19 protein-coding genes and 1 pseudogene are annotated in these 19,331 nt (G+C 68.7%); 16 read left to right on the top strand and 4 right to left on the bottom strand.

All coding sequences use genetic code 11. The features are described 5' to 3' along the window. Positions 1 to 404: 404 nt before the first annotated feature. The 12 genes from bioB (at position 405) to EV648_RS30275 (ending at position 9,486) form a co-directional block, all read left to right on the top strand. On the top strand, positions 405 to 1,400 hold the full coding sequence (bioB, locus tag EV648_RS30330) for a biotin synthase BioB (RefSeq protein WP_132298538.1): 996 nt from the start codon (positions 405 to 407) through the stop codon (positions 1,398 to 1,400). Between the two features lie 2 nt (positions 1,401 to 1,402). After that, positions 1,403 to 1,591, top strand: a complete 189-nt coding sequence (locus EV648_RS30325) for a hypothetical protein (RefSeq protein WP_132298537.1) — start codon at positions 1,403 to 1,405, stop codon at positions 1,589 to 1,591. Further along, positions 1,591 to 2,898, top strand: a complete 1,308-nt coding sequence (locus EV648_RS30320; RefSeq protein WP_132298611.1) for an adenosylmethionine--8-amino-7-oxononanoate transaminase — start codon at positions 1,591 to 1,593, stop codon at positions 2,896 to 2,898. The genes EV648_RS30325 and EV648_RS30320 overlap by 1 nt, the downstream gene beginning before the upstream one ends. Beyond that, positions 2,898 to 4,019 (top strand): 8-amino-7-oxononanoate synthase, encoded by a 1,122-nt coding sequence (locus EV648_RS30315; protein ID WP_132298536.1) that lies wholly within the window; start codon positions 2,898 to 2,900, stop codon positions 4,017 to 4,019. Before EV648_RS30320 ends, EV648_RS30315 begins: the two co-directional genes overlap by 1 nt. Then, positions 4,016 to 4,693 (top strand): dethiobiotin synthase, encoded by a 678-nt coding sequence (gene bioD, locus EV648_RS30310; protein ID WP_132298535.1) that lies wholly within the window; start codon positions 4,016 to 4,018, stop codon positions 4,691 to 4,693. The genes EV648_RS30315 and bioD overlap by 4 nt, the downstream gene beginning before the upstream one ends. Then, positions 4,693 to 5,760 carry a cytochrome P450 gene (locus EV648_RS30305; protein WP_132298534.1) on the top strand — a complete coding sequence of 356 codons (1,068 nt, stop codon included), beginning with the start codon at positions 4,693 to 4,695 and terminating at the stop codon, positions 5,758 to 5,760. Before bioD ends, EV648_RS30305 begins: the two co-directional genes overlap by 1 nt. 55 nt (positions 5,761 to 5,815) lie before the next feature. Continuing rightward, positions 5,816 to 6,196, top strand: a complete 381-nt coding sequence (locus EV648_RS30300) for a VOC family protein (protein WP_132298533.1) — start codon at positions 5,816 to 5,818, stop codon at positions 6,194 to 6,196. A 22-nt stretch (positions 6,197 to 6,218) separates the two neighbouring features. Then, complete coding sequence (gene guaA / locus EV648_RS30295; RefSeq protein ID WP_132298532.1) at positions 6,219 to 7,775, top strand: glutamine-hydrolyzing GMP synthase; 1,557 nt, start codon at positions 6,219 to 6,221, stop codon at positions 7,773 to 7,775. A 123-nt stretch (positions 7,776 to 7,898) separates the two neighbouring features. Continuing rightward, entirely contained in the window at positions 7,899 to 8,378 is a 480-nt protein-coding gene (locus EV648_RS30290; RefSeq protein ID WP_199234897.1) for a hypothetical protein, read from the top strand. After that, a complete protein-coding gene (locus EV648_RS30285; protein ID WP_132298531.1) occupies positions 8,375 to 8,722 on the top strand; it encodes a hypothetical protein in 348 nt (115 codons plus the stop codon). The genes EV648_RS30290 and EV648_RS30285 overlap by 4 nt, the downstream gene beginning before the upstream one ends. Positions 8,723 to 8,771: 49 nt before the next feature. After that, positions 8,772 to 9,023 carry an amphi-Trp domain-containing protein gene (locus EV648_RS30280; RefSeq protein WP_132190723.1) on the top strand — a complete coding sequence of 84 codons (252 nt, stop codon included), beginning with the start codon at positions 8,772 to 8,774 and terminating at the stop codon, positions 9,021 to 9,023. A 115-nt stretch (positions 9,024 to 9,138) separates the two neighbouring features. Continuing rightward, positions 9,139 to 9,486: a TraR/DksA C4-type zinc finger protein gene (locus EV648_RS30275; RefSeq protein ID WP_132298530.1), complete on the top strand. Its 348-nt coding sequence runs from the start codon at positions 9,139 to 9,141 to the stop codon at positions 9,484 to 9,486. A 4-nt stretch (positions 9,487 to 9,490) separates the two neighbouring features. Here the strand turns inward: EV648_RS30275 and EV648_RS30270 are convergent, their stop codons facing one another. Continuing rightward, complete coding sequence (locus EV648_RS30270) at positions 9,491 to 12,148, bottom strand: hypothetical protein (protein ID WP_132298529.1); 2,658 nt, start codon at positions 12,146 to 12,148, stop codon at positions 9,491 to 9,493. Beyond that, positions 12,145 to 13,932 (bottom strand): HSP90 family protein, encoded by a 1,788-nt coding sequence (locus EV648_RS30265; protein ID WP_132298528.1) that lies wholly within the window; start codon positions 13,930 to 13,932, stop codon positions 12,145 to 12,147. Before EV648_RS30265 ends, EV648_RS30270 begins: the two co-directional genes overlap by 4 nt. Positions 13,933 to 14,112: 180 nt before the next feature. Between EV648_RS30265 and EV648_RS30260 the strand changes: the two genes are divergently transcribed. Next, positions 14,113 to 14,778, top strand: coding sequence for a polysaccharide deacetylase family protein (locus EV648_RS30260; protein WP_132298527.1), 666 nt, complete (start codon positions 14,113 to 14,115; stop codon positions 14,776 to 14,778). A 23-nt stretch (positions 14,779 to 14,801) separates the two neighbouring features. Here the strand turns inward: EV648_RS30260 and EV648_RS44345 are convergent. Next, positions 14,802 to 14,915 (bottom strand): annotated as a pseudogene (locus EV648_RS44345) (alpha/beta fold hydrolase); the annotation flags it as partial. 142 nt (positions 14,916 to 15,057) lie between these two features. Between EV648_RS44345 and EV648_RS30250 the strand changes: the two are divergent. Continuing rightward, positions 15,058 to 16,020, top strand: a complete 963-nt coding sequence (locus EV648_RS30250) for an endonuclease/exonuclease/phosphatase family protein (protein ID WP_132298526.1) — start codon at positions 15,058 to 15,060, stop codon at positions 16,018 to 16,020. Positions 16,021 to 16,291: 271 nt separating this feature from the next. Here EV648_RS30250 and EV648_RS30245 read toward each other — a convergent pair whose 3' ends face one another. Further along, positions 16,292 to 17,152, bottom strand: a complete 861-nt coding sequence (locus EV648_RS30245; RefSeq protein ID WP_241995720.1) for a TetR/AcrR family transcriptional regulator — start codon at positions 17,150 to 17,152, stop codon at positions 16,292 to 16,294. Between the two features lie 63 nt (positions 17,153 to 17,215). Between EV648_RS30245 and EV648_RS30240 the strand changes: the two genes are divergently transcribed. Continuing rightward, on the top strand, positions 17,216 to 18,049 hold the full coding sequence (locus EV648_RS30240) for an NAD(P)H-binding protein (protein ID WP_132298525.1): 834 nt from the start codon (positions 17,216 to 17,218) through the stop codon (positions 18,047 to 18,049). A gap of 60 nt (positions 18,050 to 18,109) precedes the next feature. Beyond that, entirely contained in the window at positions 18,110 to 19,315 is a 1,206-nt protein-coding gene (locus EV648_RS30235) for an Rv2578c family radical SAM protein (protein WP_132298524.1), read from the top strand. Positions 19,316 to 19,331: the final 16 nt, after the last annotated feature.

Genomic DNA, 19,331 nt, shown 5'->3' with positions numbered 1-19,331 from the left:
TTCCGCCCAAATCGTTTCCCGAGGGACCCACTCAAGCCGGGGTGAGGCGCCCGGCGCTTTGGGATCGGGTCACCAACCATAGCTGGCGACCCGAGCTCGTATGCCTCACTCTACTACCGATTCGAGCCATTTCTACCTGCAGAGAGTGGTCGTAACCACTCTGCGTGCCGATCGTAATGTGCGACCTTTCAGTCGCTCCTCGTTACCGCGAAGCGGTGTTCTTGCGATCACCGCCTCTGCACACATCAACGAGAGGTCTCACGGAAGGTCACGAGGTTCCGCAGATTTGTTTTCCCGAGTCCCTGAGGCAGTTCGGCGACGGGTGTTCCAGGTGACGCCCCTCGCAGTGCGGGGCGGTCCGGCTGCCTTACTGTGGGCCGACCGTTCGATGAGGCAGGAGAACCATGAACGACATCCTCGAGGTGGCGCGTGAGCAGGTCCTGGAACGAGGCATCGGCCTCTCCCAGGAGCAGCTGATCGAGGTCCTGCGATCGCCGGACGAGCAACTGGACGCCCTGCTCGCCCTCGCCCACGAAGTACGGGTCAAGTGGTGCGGCGAGGAGGTCGAGGTCGAGGGCATCATCTCGCTGAAGACCGGCGGCTGCCCCGAGGACTGCCACTTCTGCTCCCAGTCCGGTCAGTTCACCTCCCCGGTCCGTTCGGTCTGGCTGAACATTCCAGAGTTGGTCGAGGCCGCGAAGGAGACCGCGAAGACCGGCGCGACCGAGTTCTGCATCGTCGCAGCCGTCCGCGGCCCGGACGCCCGGCTGATGTCCCAGGTGAAGGCCGGCATCGAGGCGATCAACGCCGAGGTCGACATCAACATCGCCTGCTCGCTCGGCATGCTCACCCAGGAGCAGGTCGACGAGCTCAAGGCGATGGGCGTGCACCGCTACAACCACAACCTCGAGTCCGCCCGCTCGTACTTCGGCGACGTCGTCACCACGCACTCCTTCGAGGAGCGCTGGGAGACCTGCGTGATGGTGCGCGAATCCGGGATGGAGCTGTGCTGCGGTGGTCTGGTCGGCATGGGCGAGTCCCTGGAGCAGCGGGCCGAGCTCGCCGCGCAGCTGGCCGAGCTGGAGCCGCACGAGGTCCCGCTGAACTTCCTCAACCCGCGGCCGGGCACGCCCTTCGGCGACATGGAGATCATGGCCGGCAAGGACGCGCTGCGGACCATCGCCGCGTTCCGGCTGGCGATGCCCCGGACCGTACTGCGCTACGCGGGCGGGCGGGAGCTCACCCTGGGCGACCTCGGCACGCGTGAGGGGCTGCTCGGCGGCATCAACGCGGTCATCGTCGGGAACTACCTGACCACGCTGGGCCGCCCGGCGACCGCTGACCTGGATCTGCTGGCCGACCTCAAGATGCCGGTCAAGGAACTCCAGAAGACGCTGTGACCGTGACTACTGTTCTCTACTGCGGCCATTGCGGCCGCGAGGTGGCCGACGGCAGCCACGACGACTGCCGCCAGGCCCTGACGATGGAACCGCCCCGGTACTGCGAGCGGTGCCGCCGGCGGATGGTCGTCCAGGTGCACCCGATGGGCTGGACGGCCCGGTGCTCCGCGCACGGCGAGGTCTCGTCGTGATGGACGGCTCCGAACTACTCGCGCGCGACTCCGAGCTGCTCTGGCACCCGTACTCGTCGCTGACCTCGCCCGCACCCGCCCGGCTGGTCCGCGGGGCTTCCGGCACGCGGCTGACCCTCGACGACGGCGCCGGGGGACAGGTCGACGCGATCGACGCGATGTCGTCGTGGTGGTGCATGATCCACGGCTACCGGCACCCGGTGCTGGACGAGGCGCTGCACCGGCAGATCGACGACTTCAGCCACGTGATGTTCGGCGGCCTGACCCACGAACCCGCCGTACGGCTGGGTGAGCGGCTGGTCGAGGTGACTCCGGACTCGCTGCGGCACGTCTTCTTCTGCGACTCCGGATCCGTCTCGGTCGAGGTCGCGATCAAGCTGGCCCTGCAGTACCAGGTGTCCCGCGGCCGCATCGGCCGGACCAGGATGCTCACCGTCCGCGGCGGGTACCACGGCGACACGTTCGCGCCGATGAGCGTGTGCGACCCGGTGAACGGGATGCACACCCTCTTCACCGGAGCTCTGAAGGAGCAACTGTTCGGACCGCGGCCCCCGGCCGGGTACGAGCGGACCGCGGACGACCCGGAGCTCGCCTCCTGGATGGCCGTGATGAGCGCGCTCGCCGACGAGTTCGCGCACGAGATCGCCGCGATCATCGTCGAGCCGATCCTGCAGGGCACCGGCGGGATGTACCCGTACAGCCCGGACGCGTTGAAGTTCCTCCGCGCGCTCGCCGACCAGCACGGCTTCCTGCTGATCCTGGACGAGATCGCGACCGGCTTCGGCCGGACCGGGACGATGTTCGCCTCCGAGCACGCGGACATCGAGCCGGACATCCTCTGCGTCGGCAAGGCTCTCACCGGCGGCTACCTGTCGATGGCCGCGATGCTCTGTACGTCGGAAGTCGGCGAGGTGGTCTCCAACGGTCCGGGTGGTGCGCTGATGCACGGACCGACCTTCATGGCGAACCCGCTGGCATGTGCAGTCGCCCTGGCGAGCCTGGATCTGCTGCTTTCGCAGGACTGGGCCGAGGGGATCGCCAGGATCTCAGCGGGCCTGGCCACCGGGTTGAAGCCGGCGGCGGATCTGCCCGGAGTGAAGGACGTCCGGGTTCTCGGCGCGGTCGGTGTCGTTCAGCTCGACCACCCGGTCGACGTACCGCGGATGACCGATGCCGTGTTGAGTCGCGGGGTCTGGGTACGCCCGTTCCGCGATCTCGTCTACACGATGCCGCCGTATATCTGTACCGACGAGGACATCGCCGCGATCGGCGCCGCGATCACCGGTGCCATTGCCGAGGGCAACTGATGCTCGAGGACTGGCTCGCTCCGAAGGCCGCGGCGCTGGAATCACGCGGACTGACTCGCCGGCTCCGGCCGCGTGCCTCTGGGGAAGTGGTCGTCGATCTTGCGAGCAACGACTATCTCGGGCTGGCCCGTGACCCGCGGGTGGTCGAGGCGGCCGTCGAGGCTGTACGCGAGTGGGGTGCGAGTGCGACCGCTTCCCGGCTCGTGACCGGGACGACCGCCTTGCACGCGGAACTGGAATCCGAGCTCGCGGCGTACGTCGGGCAGGAGACGGGTCTTGCCTTCTCCTCCGGCTACCTCGCCAACCTCGGCGTGATCACGGCACTCGGCGGGCCCGGGACGCTCCTGGTCTCCGACGACCACGTGCACGCCTCGATGGTGGATGCCTGCCGGTTGTCGCGTTCCCGGGTCGAGGTCACGCCGCACAACGACGTCGAGGCCGTCGCCAAGGCGCTTGCCGAACGCAACGAACCCCGCGCCGTCGTCCTGGTCGAGTCGGTCTACAGCGTCCTCGGTGACGCGGCGCCGCTGACCGAGTTTGCGGCGCTGGCGGTCGAGCACGACGCCGTGCTGCTGGTCGACGAGGCCCATGGGTTGGGTGTCACCGGCAACGGTCGCGGATCGGTGGCGGCCGCCGGTCTGGCCGGAGCGGACCACGTGATCGTGACGATGACGCTCTCGAAGTCGCTTGCGAGCCAGGGCGGCGTAGTACTCGGTCCGAGTGTCCTTCGCGACCATCTGATCAATCGCGCCCGGGCTTTTATCTTCGACACCGGTCTGAACCCCGCCGCCTGCGGTGCCGCCCTGGCCACGCTGCGGATCCTGATCGAGGAACCCTGGCGTCCAGAGGCCATCCACAGCACGGCCGCCCGGCTCGCTGCCGCGTGCGGCGTGAGCGCGTCGGCTGGCCCGGTCGTTTCGGTTCCGATGCCTGGCCCACGCGAGGCTGTCCTGGCCGCCGACCTCTGCCTGGCCAACGGCGTACGAGTAGGAAGCTTCCGTCCACCTTCCGTGCCCGATGGCATCAGCCGTCTCCGCCTCACCGCCCACGCGGGCCTCTCCGCCACCGACCTCGACCGCGCCTGCGACGTCATCACCACCGCAATCCGGGAAGCCTCATGAGCCGCGTCCTCCTCATCACCGGCACCGACACCGGCGTAGGCAAGACAGTGGTCACCGCCGCTCTGGCCTCCCGTGCCGCATCCTCGGGCGCCGTCGCCGTCGTGAAGCCTGCGCAGACGGGGGTGACTGCTGACGAGGCTGGTGATCTTGACGAGGTTCGTCGGCTGACGGGGATCACCGATCTCCACGAGGGCATCCGCCTGCTCGATCCGCTGGCGCCGACGACCGCCGGCCGTCGGCAGGGCCTGGCGTTGCCTTCGGTCGATGCCCACGCGAAGGCCATCGAAGACCTGGCGGCCACGCGTGACCTGGTGCTGGTCGAAGGTGCGGGCGGGCTCCTCGTCGGGCTGGATGAGGACGGCCGCGATCTCGCCGACCTCGCGGCGCACCTCGAGACCGAGTTCGCGTTCGTCGTGGTCGCCCGGGCCGGCCTCGGCACCCTGAACCACGCCGGCCTGACCGTCGAAGCCCTCCGCGCCCGGGCGCTGCCGATAGCCGGGCTCGTGATCGGTTCCTGGCCCGCCGAGCCGGATCTCGCCGAGCAGTGCAATCTCGCCGACCTCCCGGCCACGACCGGAGTACCGGTGATCGGTCGAGTTCCTGCGGGGGCCGGTGCGCTGGATCAGGCGGCCTTCACAGCGGCGGCGCCCGGCTGGTTCTCCGAGGAGTTCTGATGTCCGGCTGTCCCGCCCGGTACGACGAGACGCTCGGGATGTGGGTGATCGACGAGCCGGACGAGGTCCGGGAGGTGTTGCTCGAACCGGAGACCTTCCGGCCGGACAACGCCGTACTGGCTCATACCGCGCTGAGCGTGAAGGCGTTGCGGGTTCTGCAGGGAGCCGGGTTCGCGCTGCCGCCGACGCTGGCGAACAACGCCGGGCCTTCGCATCGGCCGATTCGTGCCGCGGTCGCCCGATTCTTCAGCCCGGCGCGGGTTGCTGCGGTAGAGCCCCTCGCGCGCCGGCTGGTCGCCGAGCGGGTCGCCTTGGCCGAGGCCGGGTTGCGGTCTGGCGCGGTGGATCTCGTCGAGGTGGTCGCTGCGGAGCCGCCGGCGCTGGTGTTGCTGGACATGCTCAGGCTGCGCGACGTCGACGTACCGGCGTTGAAGGCGTGGAGCCGGGAGTCGCTGGAGTTGTTCTGGGGCTGGCCGGACGAGGACCGGCAGTTGGAACTCGCGCACAGTGCGGCCGAGTTCTACGGGTGGTTGCGCAAGCGGGTGCTCAGGGCTCGGCGGCGGCCGGGGGACGACCTGTTCGGCGTACTTGTCGGATTGGGGTTGAGCGATGAAGAGGTGTGTGCGGTCGCCTACTTCCTGCTCATCGCCGGGCAGGAGACGACGACCCAGCTGATCTCGACGACCTTCCGCCGGCTCATCGGCCAGTCTGTAGACGATGCGGCCGCTGTGGTCGAAGCCATACTGCGGGAGTCGTCGTCGGTGCCGACCTGGCGACGGATCACGGCTGCGCCCGTGTCTGTCGGTGAGGTCGAGTTGCCCGCGGGTCAGCCGGTGCTGCTCGGGCTGACCGGGCACGGCGGTCCGGCGGAGCTCGCCTTCGGGCTGGGGATTCACCGTTGCCTCGGCGCGGGTCTGGCCCGCCTGGAGGCCCGTGTCGCTGTCGAATGCGCCGGGCCCCTGCTGAGCGCAGTACAAGCTGTCGAGGCTGATCCGCCGATGATCGACCTGCTGTCCTTCCGAGCCCCGCAGCGGCTGCTGGTGACGCTGCCTGGTGGGCAGGCCTGATCAGGACTAACGTCGATCGAGACTGACTGTCTGCATCAGTGGGAGGCTGATTGCGATGACCGGACGGGTGGTGCATTTCGAGATTCCATACGACGACGGAGATCGTGCGCGAGCGTTCTACGCGGAGTCGTTCGGGTGGGAGATCCACCTCACGCCCGAGTTGCAGTACACGACGGTGTCGACGGGGCCGGTGACCGAGCAGGGGATGCCTGCCGAGCCCGGCTACCTCAATGGGGGCATGTTCGACCGCTCGAATGGGCCGACGAACAGCCCGGTGGTCACCGTCGAGGTCGACGACATCGACGCGGCACTGGAGAGTGTCGAGCGACACGGCGGCAAGGCGGTGGTCGGCAGGACGGCAGTCGGAGACATGGGTTTCAGTGCCTACTTCGCCGACCCGGAGGGCAACGTCCTGGGCTTGTGGCAAAGCCGCTGAGCTGCACCGATACGCTTTGTCGGTGACCGTTGCTGAGCATGACCTCGTACTCGTCGTCGACTTCGGTGCGCAGTACGCACAGCTGATCGCCCGCCGGGTGCGCGAGGCGAAGGTGTACTCCGAGATCGTGCCGCACTCGATGCCGGTCGAGGAGATGCTGGCGCGGAACCCGAAGGCGATCATCCTGTCCGGCGGACCGCAGTCCGTGTACGCCGAGGGCGCGCCGCGGGTCGACTCCGGGCTGTTCGAGGCGGGGGTCCCGGCGTTCGGCATCTGCTACGGGTTCCAGGCGATGGCGCAGACGCTCGGCGGCGACGTACGGCGGACCGGGTTGCGCGAGTTCGGCCGGACCCCGGTCACCGTGAGCGAGTCAGGCACGCTGCTGGCCGGCATCCCCGAGGACCTGAACGTCTGGATGTCCCACGGAGACGCGGTGCACGCGCCGCCGGCCGGCTTCGCAGTACTGGCCGCTTCGTCCGGTGCGCCGGTTGCTGCTTTCGAGGACCTGGACCGCCGGCTGGCCGGTGTCCAGTGGCACCCGGAGGTGCTGCACTCGCAGGCCGGCCAGGCGGTGCTCGAGCATTTCCTCTACGACATCGCGGGTTGCACCGGCGACTGGACGACCACCAACGTCGTCGACGAGCAGGTCGAGCTCATCCGTCAGCAGGTCGGCGACAAGCAGGTGCTCTGCGCGCTGTCGGGTGGTGTCGACTCCGCGGTGGCGGCGGCCCTGGTGCACAAGGCGATCGGCGACCAGTTGACCTGTGTGTACGTCGACCACGGTCTGCAGCGCTCGGGTGAGTCCGAGCAGGTCGAGAAGGACTACGTCGCCGCCACCGGGATCCGGCTCGAGGTCGTCGAGGCGGAGGACCAGTTCCTGACCGCGCTGGCCGGCGTCACCGACCCGGAGCAGAAGCGGAAGATCATCGGCCGCGAGTTCATCCGCACCTTCGAGGCGACCGCGCGGCAACTGGACGCCGAGCGGCACATCGAGTTCCTGGTGCAGGGCACGCTCTACCCGGACGTGGTCGAGTCCGGCGGCGGCACCGGCACCGCGAACATCAAGTCCCATCACAACGTCGGCGGGCTGCCGGACGACCTCGAGTTCGACCTGATCGAGCCGCTGCGGACCCTCTTCAAGGACGAGGTCCGCGAGCTCGGCCTGGCCCTCGGACTGCCCGAGACGATGGTCTACCGGCACCCGTTCCCGGGTCCCGGCCTCGGCATCCGGATCGTCGGCGAGGTCACCAAGGAGCGCCTCGACATCCTCCGCGCCGCCGACCTGATCGCCCGCACCGAGATCACCGCGGCCGGCCTCGACCGCGACATCTGGCAGTTCCCGGTCGTCCTGCTGGCCGACGTCCGCTCGGTCGGCGTCCAGGGCGACGGCCGCACCTACGGCCACCCGATCGTCCTGCGCCCCGTCACCAGCGAGGACGCCATGACGGCCGACTGGGCCCGCCTCCCCTACGACGTCCTCGAAAAGATCTCCACCCGCATCACCAACGAGGTGGACGAGATCAACCGAGTAACCCTCGACATCACCAGCAAGCCCCCGGGCACCATCGAGTGGGAGTAACGCCCCACCCCGCTTGTGACCCGCCGCTCAGCCGCAGTCCGGCTGAGCGGCGTCTGCGTCCAGGCCCGATCGAGCCGGGGGGCTGAGATTGAGTTCACGGGAGTTACGAACTACCTTTGAACTATGGCCGAGCTGGAAGAAGTGAACTTTTCGGATCTGCTCCAGCACCCCAACAAGACGGTGGAGCGCCTCAAGGCCACCCGGGGGCGTGCGTTGCGGGTGCACCGCCGCGGCTCCGAGGACGACCTGATCCTCACCACGGCCGCGCGTGCCATCCAGGACGGCGAGCTGGTCGAGGTCGCCGGCCGGGTGCTCCGCGCGGTGATGAGCAACCCGGCGGTGCGGTCGCACCATCTGCTCGACATCCTGCCGCAGGTGTTCCCCTGGATCCGGTTCCTGACCACCGATGATCGGGTGGCCTTCGCCCAGGAACTCATCGACGTGATGGACGCCAGCGAGGACCTGGGATCCCCAGCACCCGTGCTGCAGTTGATCAACCAGTGGCGGCATACCGCGGAGATCTACGCGGATCCCGAACTGCTGGCTGCCTTGCGGGCCGAGACGCTCGACGACTTCGGCGCGGTTGCCGAGCCGGTCGAGTGAGCCCAGGCAAGCGAGGCGACCGGGTCGCGCCACCCGCGGAGCCGGGTCGCTGGGTGCTGAAGTTCGGCACCTCCGAAGCAGGCAAGGGATGGGAAGACCTCTGCCGCCAGGCACCGGGCAACACGCTGAAGGCGTGGGAGGCGATCCGCACCGAGCCGCAGCCGTTCCCGCAGACCGATCGTCATCACCGCCTGAAAGGCAAGGAGTTGTCGACGGTCAACGGCCTCGAGCAGTGGCAGTACGAGGTGACCGGCGGCGGCCGGATCTGGTACCTGGTCGATGCCGCCACCAAGACGGTGTGGATCAGGGTCGCGGGCACCGGTCATCCCAAGGCGACTGACTAGTCCGCCGTGGAGGTCGCTCTGCCTCGGTGGGGTCTGTGAGGATTGCGGCATGACTGACAGGGATGTTGAGGTTGAGTATCCGCTGACGGAGTTCGTGGCCAAGCTTCGGCGGTTGGCGGATGCGTTGGAGAGTGGGAAGCCGTTCCGGATCCAGGTGGCGAACAAGCGGTTCACCGTGCCGCGGAGCGCGCAGTGGAGTGTCGAGCACGAGGCTGAGCACGGCGAGGTGGAGGTCGAGTTCCAGCTGAAATGGAAGCTGGCGGACGCCCCGGACAAGCCGGACCACGACGAAGAGGTCTGATCCGAGGTCCGTACCGGATGACGGTTCAGCTGTCATCCGGTACGACGCTCGCCCAGAACTGGTACGCCGACCTACCTTGGGTGGGGAGACCCGGAACGCGGAACAGGTGTGGCGGATGGATGAGCAAGTGCAGGACGTGCAGGACGTGCTGGCGGCCGAGCGGGAGACCACGGCCGAGAGGCTGGCCGCGTTGGAGCGGGATCTCGAGGGAATCGTCGAGGCCGGCCGGTTGGTCGCCACCGATGACGAGCATGATCCCGAGGGGTCGACGATCGCGTTCGAGCGGTCGCAGACAGGCGCGTTCATCGAGGACGCGCGCAAGCACCTGGCCGATCTCGACAGCGCGCTGGAGCGGATCGCCGCAGGGGACTACGGGATCTGCGAGAAGTGTGCGCAGCCGATCGCGGCCGAGCGTCTGATGGTCCGCCCGACCGCGAAGACCTGCATCAGTTGCGCGGTCTGAGGGTCTACGACGACGTCAGCCGGGCTTCCAGGGCTTCGGCCTCGGCGGAGCGGTCGAGGCCGCGGAGGCGGTCGGCCAGGAGGTAGCCGGCCCGATGCCACTGGTCGTGGCCGGTCGGCAGGCTGTTGAAGAGCTCCTGCAGCATCTGGTCGTCGGTAGTGCCATGCTCCGCGATCAGCAGCCGTGCGTTGAGGAGCTGACCTTCAAAGCCACCACGTTCGTACGACTCTGCCGCCTGCCGCGCGTAGTCCACGGCGGCAGGGATCTCGCCCCGCTGCAGAGCGAGCATCGCGAGATCCCAGTGAACCCCGGCCTGCTGGAACAGCACGGTCTCGTCTGCCGACGGCAACGAGTCGAGCACAGGACGTACCCGGTCGAGGAGCTGCGGGATCACGTCGAAGTCCCCGGAGTACCGGGCTGATTGCGCCGCAAGCCGCACAGCCTGGACAAACTCGATGGGCAGTTCGGCCGTCTCGAAGTGCTCCGCCGCGGCCAGGAAGACGTCCACGGCCTCCTTGTCCCGATCAAGCCGCTCGAGCAGCAGCCCCTCGTCCTGCCGCGTCATCCCGAGCCAGTGCGGATGCGCCTCCTCTGGAGCGTCGGCCAGCAACGCACGTACCTGCGCCAGCGCCGGCTCCAACTCCCCGAGCGCCCGATAGGCGTCAACCAGTACCCCGCGTACGTCGAGCCGGATGCTCGTCAGCTCAGGCGCTCCCACTGCGGCGAGTGCCTCCTCGGCAGTCTCCGCCGACTCCAGCGGGCGACCCGTGAGGAGATAGGAGCGCGCGAGTTCGAGCCGGCAGATCGCCACGTGGATCTCGGCGTCGGGAGTCCCCGCCGCCAATGCGATCGCCTCCTCGAGGTCATCCACCGCCTCCGCCGGACGGTCCAGGGCGTTCCGGATCCAGCCGCGCTGGCGGAAGGCGTACGACCGGGGGAGTTCGTGCTTCGTCGCAGTACCCGCTCCGGCCGCCTCTTCGGCATCGTCCGGCCGCTCGAACTGCAGGAACAGGCTGCACTGCAGGATGCCCGCGCCGGCCTTGAGCTCATCCTCGGTGTCGGCCGAGGCGCGCAGTGCCGTCGCCTCGGCCAGTGCCTCCTCCGCGCGTCCGGCCTCCGCCAGCATCGTGGCCAGCGAGTACTGCCAACCACCTCGCCGCCGCGGCTCGTCGTTCGCGATCAGCCAGCGCAGCGGCTTTTCACCCGTGGCGAGAGCTTCCTCGATCTGCCCTTGCTCACAAAGGATCCGGGAGATCCGGCCGCGGTCGCGCAGCAGGCGGACCTCCTCGCCAAGTTCGGCGTACAGGCCGAGGGCCTCGCGCCAGGACTCCAGCGCCACCTCGTGCTCGTCCTTGGAGGCGAGACCGCGGCCGTCGAGCAGCCGGGCCTGGTCGAGCTTGCTGCGCTCGGCTTCGGGGACTTCCTGCTCGAACGCCTGCCAGTCGGCGACCGCCTCGTCGCGGCGATCGTTCTGCCAGTGCTCCTCCGCCCGGTCGAGCCACCCGCTGCCGGTCGGAGCAGGCCCGTCGGCCACTGGTGCCGCGACCTCCGCCTGCTGGACTGCCTGGCGACGAGCGTGGGCCCGCCGCGCGGTCTCCGACAGCGGCAGGTAGTCGATCCACGGCTCGGCGGTCAGCGTCGCCCGGACCATCTCAGTACGGAAGCCCGTCCCGTTGCGTTCGTCGAAGCGCGCAGCCAGTTCCAGCGCTCGCGTGGCCAGGTCCTCGGCAAGGCGCGCGGACGGTACGTCGTCCGCCTTCGGCTGCCGGATCATCAGGTCGACCTTGCTCAGGGCAAGCGATGCCGCGGCCGCGAACTCGAGCTCCGCCAGGGGACTCGGCGGATCCTCGAGATCGCCGAGGTGCCGTTCCACCAGCTCGACGGCCCTGGTCTCGTTGCCGCTCCGGGCCAGGAAGACGATGTGGTCGGCGTACGAACCCAGTTCGCCGGGCTCGGCCCGCTGGATCCGGTAGGCCCGGCGATGCGCGTCCACCGCCTCGGAGTACATGCCCTCGGCAACGTAAGCCGGCAGCAACGCGGTCAGCATCTGCTGCGGCTGCTCGTTGCAGGTCAGCTGTCCGTCCAGGACGCCGACCGCCAGCGCGACCGCCTCGGCGGTCTGGCCGATCCGGGTCAGGTGCCGCACCTTCGAGGTCGGGTCGCAGCCGACGCAGTCCGACAGGTCGTCCCGCGGCGCGGTCGACCACAGCCGGAAGTGCTCGGCGGCCGCCTCCGCGTCACCGATGTGGTTGGCGACGAGCCAGCGGTGCTGGTGCACGGCGTGCATGCTGTGGCCGCCGACGCGCCACCGCCGCTCCATGTCATCCAGTACGCCGTACGTCTGCGCCAGCGGGACCTCGGGGAACCGGGTCAGCGTGCTCGGCGCGTACTTGAAGCACCAGTGGAACGTGTGCGAGTGCTGCTGGTACTTCCCCGGATCGGCGTCCCAGTCCGCAACGCAACGCGCGAACGGCACCAGCGACTTCCGCGGCTCACCACCCATCACGTACGCCGTGACGAGTTGCAGGCGGGCGTAGAACGCCAGGTCCTCGTCCTCACCGGCATCCGCGCGGCGGACTACGTCCTCCAGCAGGGACGACCGCGCCTTGCCGTACGGCGTGCTCTCGGCGCGGTGGAGTCGCTCCAGCAGGTCGTCGCTCATCGGGTCGGATCCTCCTGGTTGCGATCGGTCAGGGTGGGGACGGCCTGGTCGAGCAGGCCGAGGAACGACCGGTTCACCAGCGCGGAATCCGCTGGGCGGATCGGGTGGTACCCGAGCATCAACGCGTGCCCGTACAGGCCTTCTACTGCCAGCCGCGCCAGTTCGGGATCGCCGAGGCCGGCCATCCGCCGTACCAGCGGGCTGCGGTGGTTGAGCACGAGCTGAGGCCGGCTGTCGTCGTGGGTGTCGAGCGCGCCGAGCACCTCGGACCACAGCGCATCCGCCTTGCTCTTGGTACTGCGGAGCTCGGCGGCGAACTGGGCGGACCGGTCGACCAGGTAGATCGCGGGGAGGTTGGCCGGGTCGAACGCGCGGACCACCACCTCGCAACCGACCGCGTCCAAGGCTTCCTGGGCCAGCCGGACGAACGGCCTGAGCTGGAGCTCGGTCTCCGGGTCCAGGCTGTCGAAGCTGGTGCTGAGCTCGGTCGGGTCGAACCTGCTGGTGATCAGGTCGGGAACCACCTCGGGCAGCCGCTCGATCAGCTCGCTGTCGTAGGTGTACCCGCCGTTCACGACGGTGATCTGCTGGGCCGCGGCGACCGCGGCCAGCTGGCGGAACTCCTCGATCGTCGCGACGTACCGGATCTCGCCGTGCCGCTCCTGCAGCTCGGCGGCGGTCATCCGGCCGTGGTTCGTCTCGAACCGGAGCCAGCGGTAGACCAGCCGGAGCATCTCGTCGTCGTGCAGGGCCAACGCCTTCACGCCGAGCTGGTGGATGCCGAGGAAGCGGTCGAGCTTCTGCGGATCGGTGCTGCCGAGACGCACCAGCCAGCCGCGGAGCTGGGCGCCCAGAGCGTCCCGGGTGGCCTCGAGGTTGCCGTCGTCGAAGAGCGCCTCGCGGCTCGCGGTCGGGCGGAGCTCGGAGGTGTCGATGACGGCGCGGACGAAGAACGCCCAGTCCGGCAGGAGGCCCTCGACGCCTTCGGCGAGCAGCATGCGCTTGAGGTAGACGCGGTGGGTGGCGCGCTCGGCGGGATTCGCCGGGAACGGCAGCACGAACGCGACACCGTTCAACCCGGCGGCCGGGATGCTCAGCGGGATCACGTCGAACGGGGTGAATCCCAGCTTGTCCTGCGCGTAGCCGACCAGCTCGGCGCGTTGTGCAGTACCGGTGCCTTCCCAAGGTGCGCGGCCGTCGGTGACGCGCTCGCCGTTGACGCGGATCTCGAGGGGGAGCAGGGCGCCGAAGAGCCGTACCAGCTCGACGACAGTGGCCTGCTTGAACCACTGCTCGGCTCCGCGTCTCGCCTTGAGGGTGACGGTGGTGCCGATCTCTGTCGTGGGTTCTGCCTCGGTGATGGTGTAGCGGCCGTCCGCAGTACCGATCCAGAGCGTGGTGGGGCCGCCGGCGGGGTGCGTCAGTACTTCGATCTCCTCGGCAACCATGAACGCCGACAGCAGCCCGATCCCGAACTGCCCGAGGAACTCCGTCCGCGCGAACCCGATCTCGTCCCGCTTCGAGCTCCGCCCGATGGTGGCGAGCAACTCCCGCACCTCATCCGGCCGCAACCCGATCCCGCTGTCGGTGATGCTCAGCGTCTTGTCATCCACCTGGAGGTCGATCCGCGCGGGCGCGTCCGGCTCGTGCGCCTGGCGTGCGGTGATCGCATCCACCGCGTTCTGCAGCAGTTCCCGCAGATAGACCCGCGGACTGCTGTACAGGTGATTGCTCAGCAGATCGACGATCCCGTGCAGATCAACCTGAAAATTCTCGCTACCCATCCCAGCCCTCTCTCAACACCCCCCGGCGCGCTGGCCCACGGTACTAGTACCCCGGTCCGCACCTCGCCCCCACGCCACCTCCTCCGTCGCCGGCTCCAGCGCACCCCTCCAACAAGCTTGACCTTCACATTCGTGTGAGGGTTTCAGGATGAGGCTGACGCCGACGACTGAGGAGAAATGATGGAGAACACGCTTTACGAGTACTCGCCGATCACGGAGCGCGAGCCGATCCACTGGCCCGATGGGAAGCGGGTCGCCTTCTACGTCGGCCTGAACATCGAGCACTTCCACGTCGACAAATCCTCCACCAGCATCCACGACGCCACCGCCGCGCTTCTTCCAGATGCGCTCAACTACGGGTGGCGCGACTACGGCGTACGGGTCGGGGTGTGGCGACTCATCGAGTCTCTTGACCGGCATGGAATCCGGGCGAGCGTCCTGCTCAACTCCGAGGTCGCCGAGCGCTATCCGCAGATCATCGAGGCCGGCCGCCGACGAGACTGGGCGTGGCTCGCCCACGGCAGGACCAACTCCGTGCTCCACACGGACCTCGACGTCGAGGCCGAGCGCAAGGAACTCCTCGACATCGTGGACACGATCGAGAAGGCCACTGGTCAGCGCCCCCGCGGCTGGATGGGCCCGGCGCTCACGGAAACCTTCAATACACCAAAGCTCCTCCGCGAGCTGGGTCTTCAGTACGTGCTCGACTGGACCAGCGACGATCAGCCTTTCCCGCTGTCCGTCCCCGGGATGCTGAGCGTGCCGTACACGGTGGAGCTGAACGACCTGGGCGTCTTCGGCTTCAAGGGCCTCACCGGGCCGCAGTTCCGCCCGTGTCCCCGCTGATCAGGCACGTACACCCGCCACCTTTCGGCAAGCGCGCCGACGACCCCATCGAACGACGACCCATCCGACGTCAACCCGTGCAACAACACCAACGGCTCGCCACCAAGCGGCCCATGACTGCGGAACTCCAGTCGCATGCCCGGCATCCTGCCACGCACGAGGATCTGTCGGAGGTCGCTGCCAGACTCGCGGGCCCGGACTGTTCACCCGCGGGCATGGTGACGAAGAGTGGCTGGGGCCGTACGGTTTGGGTACAGCTCGAGGCCTGGGGAGGACTTGATGGCGCTGACGGTGGGGACTTTCAATCTGAACAACCTGTTCGACCGGTGGAACTTCGCCGGGGCGGTGGAGGTGCTGGCGGCGGGGACGAGCACGGTGCCGGCGACGTACACGTTCGATGACGAGCATCGGCGCCGGTTGCAACTGGACGGGCGCGGCAAGTTGCTGGTGTCGAAGCCGGCCGCGGACACGAACCGGATCGCCGAGCGGCTGCTCGAGGCGGACGTGGACGTCTGGATCGTGCAGGAGGTCGAGAACGTCGACGTACTGCTGGAGTTCAACCGCGAGCACCTGAACGGGTCCTACCAGCACGTGATGGTGATCGACGGCAACGACTCGACCAGGTTCATCGACATCGGGATCCTGTCGCGGCGGCCGCTCGGTGGGGTGACGAGCTACCAGCGCACGTTCCACCCGGACGACCCGTCCCGGCCGATCTTCTCCCGCGACCTGGTCGAGGCGGAGATTCTGGACTCCAAGGGGCGGAAGGTACTGACCGTGTTCGGCACGCACCTGAAGTCGAAGTTCGTCGACTTCACCGTGCCGAACCCGGTCGAGGCAGCGGCCGCCGCGGAACTCCTGCGCCGGCGGCAGGCCGAGACGATCGTCCGGATCATCGCGAACCGGACCAGCACCCGCCAGCGGTACCTGCTGTGCGGCGACATGAACGACACCCCGGACTCGCCGGCGCTGGTGGCGTACGAGCAGGCCGGCCTGGTCAGCGCGCTGCTGACGCCGACCGAGGTAGGGATGGTGAAGACGACGGTCGACCTGCCTGCGAGCCCGGCTTGGACCTCGACCTTCAAGGAGTCCGGCCAGCCGCGCACGTTCGACCTCATCGACCAGATCTGGCTGTCGCCCGGGCTGGCGCCGAGGCTGACCGGCGCGTTCATCGGCCGCCGCCGCAAACTGGCCCGCGACGGTACCGACCACGACCCGGCCTGGATCTCCCTCGACATCTGAGCATCCAGGCGAGCGCCTACAGTTCTGGCGTGGAAGAGAACGTCGCGGACCTGCTGGACGAGGTCGAGTCGCTGGTCTTCGGCCCGGATCCTGCCGAGGCTCTGGAGCCGTTCGACCGCTGCGTCGCGGCGACCTGCAGGGCAGGCTCCCCGAGGCCATCGAGCTGGCGACCACGGCGGCGGAGCTCTACGAGACCGTCGGGCAGCTCGAGAGTGCCTCCAATGCTCGCGGCTATGTCGCCAACCGGCAGGCCACGCTCAGCGAGTGAGCCTCAGCTCTGGTTCGCCGTGAGCGCCTCGATGCCGTCGAGCAGGCGGTCCAGGCCGAAGCGGTAGGACTCGTCCGCCGCCTCGCGAGTGCCGTCGCCGTACCCGTTCGCGTTCCAGATCGCCGTCATGGTGGGGTGCCGCTCGACGTCGAAGTACGTCTCCCACAGATCGTTCCGCTCGTGCCACCAGGCGTCGTTGCTCTGCCCGGTGGTGCGCTCCACCTGCTCGCTCTCGGCTTCCAGCCCGGCCGCGGAGTCGACGTACGTCGTGATCGCCAGCGCGGCGGTGTTCGTCTGGCGCGCGGGCAGTCCCAGTACTGCGCACGCGGACAGCAGGTACTCCCGGCCGGCGAGCATGCCGGGACCGACAGGCGGGCGGATCGTGGAGATGCGTGCGAGCCACGGGTGCCGGCGGAACATCGCGCGGGTCTGCTCGGAGTACAGCTCGATCTGATCGCGCCAGTCGGCCGGGCGTGGTTCGCCGGGACCGGGTAGTTCGCGTTCGCCGAGGACCTGGTCGACCATCAGATCGAGCAGTTCGTCCTTGGACGGCACGTAGGTGTAGAGCGTCATCGTGCCGACCCCCAGCGCCTTCGCCACCCCGTTCATCGAGGCGGCGGCAAGACCTTGCACGTCGGCCAGCGCGATGGCCGCGGTGACCACCGCATCCAGGTCCAGCGTCGGCTTGCGCCCCAACCTGGGCGGCACGGCCTCAGCCGTTCGCTCGCGGCGATTCCGCCAGAGCAACGCGAGCGTCCGCCCTGCCGGCCCCCCACCACTGCGCTCCAATATCCCAACCTCCCCGCCGCGTGCGCCGTCCAGCCGATCGTCGAGTTGTGCACTGTCGTCGCCGAACTTTCTCATAGGCGCTTCGAGCGTATTCTCGTATACCCTACGAAAACTGACCGCGGAGTGGAGGAGGGGCTGATGACGATCCTGGTGACCGGGGCGACGGGCAGTGTGGGGCGGTTGCTGGTGGACGAGTTGGTGGCGGCCGGTGCGTCGGTGCGGGCGTTGACGGCGAACCCGGTGAAGGCGGCTCTGCCGGACGGCGTCGAAGCGGCCAAGGGGTATCTGGGACGTCCCGCGACGCTGCCGGCCGCGTTGGCCGGGGTCGACACCGTGTACCTGGCGCCCCTGCCGGCGTACGTCGACGCATTCGTCGCCGCTGCGCAGGAGGCCGGCGTACGGCGGGTCGTCGTGCTGTCGGGGGAGCCCGCGGAGTACGAAGCGCAGGCGGATCCCGCGGCGTGGCACTACTACAAGGTGGAACGGGCGATCGAGGATGCCGGGTTCGAGTGGGTCCATCTCAGGCCGGGGCAGTTCATGAACAACACGCTCGACTGGGCCGACTCGATCAAGGCCGAGGGGATCGTCCGGGCGCCTTATCCGGCGGCCGTGCAGACTCCGATCGACCTGGCGGACATCGCGGCGGTGGCGCGCGTCGTCCTGTTCGACGAGAGCTACACCGGCCGGAAGTTGACCATGAGCGGGCCCGAGGCGATCACCCAGCCTGAGGAGGTCGCGGCGATCGGTGCGGCGATCGGGCGGGAGTTGAAGTTCGAGGAGTTGACCCACGCGCAGGCGCTGGAACTCTGGACGCCGGTGATGGGGGCGGAGTCGGCCGAGTGGTTGCTGGATGGCTTCCGGATGATGTCGGAGTTCCGGATGACGCCCGAGACGACCGTGCTGGACGTGACGGGACGCCGGGCGACGACGTACCGGGAGTGGGCCGAGGCCAACGCGGATGCTTTCCGCTGACCGGACGGCCCGGTGGTGGGCGAGTTGAAAGCCGGGCGAACATGTGTTCGACTATAGTCCATGAGATGGGCCGGGCAGCGAATCGAAGCGGAGACACCGGGGACGTTGCCGGGCCTGGGGTCGATCGCCGGGCTGGTGCGGAGTGTGACGACCCCGGAGTTCCAGGGGATCACGTTCCACGAGGTGCTGGCGCGGTCCGCGCTGAACTCGGTGCCGGGCTCGGGGCTGCCGTTCAACTGGACGATCAACCCGTACCGCGGCTGCACCCATGCCTGCCGGTACTGCTTCGCCCGGCCGTCCCACCGGTACCTCGAACTGGACCAGGGGCTCGACTTCGACCAGCAGATCGTGGTGAAGACGAACGTCGCGGACGTACTGCGGCGCGAACTGGCCCGGCCGTCATGGCGTGGTGAACAGGTTGCCCTGGGCACCAATACGGATCCGTACCAGCGGGCCGAGGGACGCTACCGGCTGATGCCCGGCATCATCGAGGCACTGGCCGCCTCCGGTACTCCGCTGTCGATCCTGACCAAGGGGACTCTGCTCAGGCGTGACCTGGATCTGCTGGTGACGGCGGCCGAGCAGGTCCCGGTCGGGCTCGGGGTGTCGCTGGCGCTGGTGGACGAGGAGCTCCGGCGGCTGGTCGAGCCGGGGGTGCCGTCCGTGCGCGGGCGGTTGGAGCTGATCCGCGCGATCCGCGAGGCGGGGTTGCCCTGTGGGGTGATGGTCGCGCCGGTGCTGCCGTGGCTGACGGACTCGACGGAGCAGCTCGACCACCTCTTCGGTGAGCTCGCCGCGGCCGGCGCCACCGGGGTCACCACGCTGGTTCTGCATCTGCGGCCCGGGGTGAAGGAGTGGTTCATGTCCTGGCTCGCGCAGGAACGCCCCGACCTGGTGAGCCGCTACGACCAGCTCTACTCGCACGGCACCAACGCCCTGCCGAGCTTCCGCAACGCCTTCGGGGACAAGGTCCGCCCACTCCTCGACAAACACGGCTTCGGCCGAGCCTCCCGCCACCGCTCCAGCTCGGAGTCCCGCTCCACCTCGGCGATGGGCGCCGGCATCCGCTCGACCAACGGCGTCGTCGAAGCCTCTGGCCCAGGCTCAGACTCCGGCTGGGGTGAACCAGACCCTTCCGACGACCGTTTCCGAGGCCCGAACCGCCGGCCAGACCGCCCCCGCCGCGCCGGGGGCAGGTCATCCCGCCACCCAGCAGCTCCCGTCCCAGCCGTCACCCCAGGCCCAGAACAGCAGTCACTCTTCTAGCACTCGTCTGCTGGTG

The organism is Kribbella sp. VKM Ac-2568 (assembly GCF_004345365.1).
GTDB lineage: Bacteria > Actinomycetota > Actinomycetes > Propionibacteriales > Kribbellaceae > Kribbella > Kribbella orskensis.
The sequence above is the reverse complement of the archived record's forward strand: the minus strand, read 5'-3'. Positions and strand labels throughout refer to the sequence as shown.

What these genes read in the sequence shown, in the direction of transcription:
- bioB (WP_132298538.1), top strand. Translation starts at nt 405, where the DNA reads ATGAACGACATCCTCGAGGTGGCGCGTGAGCAGGTCCTGGAACGAGGC.
- EV648_RS30320 (WP_132298611.1), top strand. Translation starts at nt 1,591, where the DNA reads ATGGACGGCTCCGAACTACTCGCGCGCGACTCCGAGCTGCTCTGGCAC.
- EV648_RS30315 (WP_132298536.1), top strand. Translation starts at nt 2,898, where the DNA reads ATGCTCGAGGACTGGCTCGCTCCGAAGGCCGCGGCGCTGGAATCACGC.
- bioD (WP_132298535.1), top strand. Translation starts at nt 4,016, where the DNA reads ATGAGCCGCGTCCTCCTCATCACCGGCACCGACACCGGCGTAGGCAAG.
- EV648_RS30305 (WP_132298534.1), top strand. Translation starts at nt 4,693, where the DNA reads ATGTCCGGCTGTCCCGCCCGGTACGACGAGACGCTCGGGATGTGGGTG.
- EV648_RS30300 (WP_132298533.1), top strand. Translation starts at nt 5,816, where the DNA reads ATGACCGGACGGGTGGTGCATTTCGAGATTCCATACGACGACGGAGAT.
- EV648_RS30290 (WP_199234897.1), top strand. Translation starts at nt 7,899, where the DNA reads ATGGCCGAGCTGGAAGAAGTGAACTTTTCGGATCTGCTCCAGCACCCC.
- EV648_RS30280 (WP_132190723.1), top strand. Translation starts at nt 8,772, where the DNA reads ATGACTGACAGGGATGTTGAGGTTGAGTATCCGCTGACGGAGTTCGTG.
- EV648_RS30275 (WP_132298530.1), top strand. Translation starts at nt 9,139, where the DNA reads ATGGATGAGCAAGTGCAGGACGTGCAGGACGTGCTGGCGGCCGAGCGG.
- EV648_RS30270 (WP_132298529.1), bottom strand. Translation starts at nt 12,148, where the DNA reads ATGAGCGACGACCTGCTGGAGCGACTCCACCGCGCCGAGAGCACGCCG.
- EV648_RS30265 (WP_132298528.1), bottom strand. Translation starts at nt 13,932, where the DNA reads ATGGGTAGCGAGAATTTTCAGGTTGATCTGCACGGGATCGTCGATCTG.
- EV648_RS30260 (WP_132298527.1), top strand. Translation starts at nt 14,113, where the DNA reads ATGGAGAACACGCTTTACGAGTACTCGCCGATCACGGAGCGCGAGCCG.
- EV648_RS30250 (WP_132298526.1), top strand. Translation starts at nt 15,058, where the DNA reads ATGGCGCTGACGGTGGGGACTTTCAATCTGAACAACCTGTTCGACCGG.
- EV648_RS30245 (WP_241995720.1), bottom strand. Translation starts at nt 17,152, where the DNA reads ATGAGAAAGTTCGGCGACGACAGTGCACAACTCGACGATCGGCTGGAC.
- EV648_RS30240 (WP_132298525.1), top strand. Translation starts at nt 17,216, where the DNA reads ATGACGATCCTGGTGACCGGGGCGACGGGCAGTGTGGGGCGGTTGCTG.
- EV648_RS30235 (WP_132298524.1), top strand. Translation starts at nt 18,110, where the DNA reads ATGAGATGGGCCGGGCAGCGAATCGAAGCGGAGACACCGGGGACGTTG.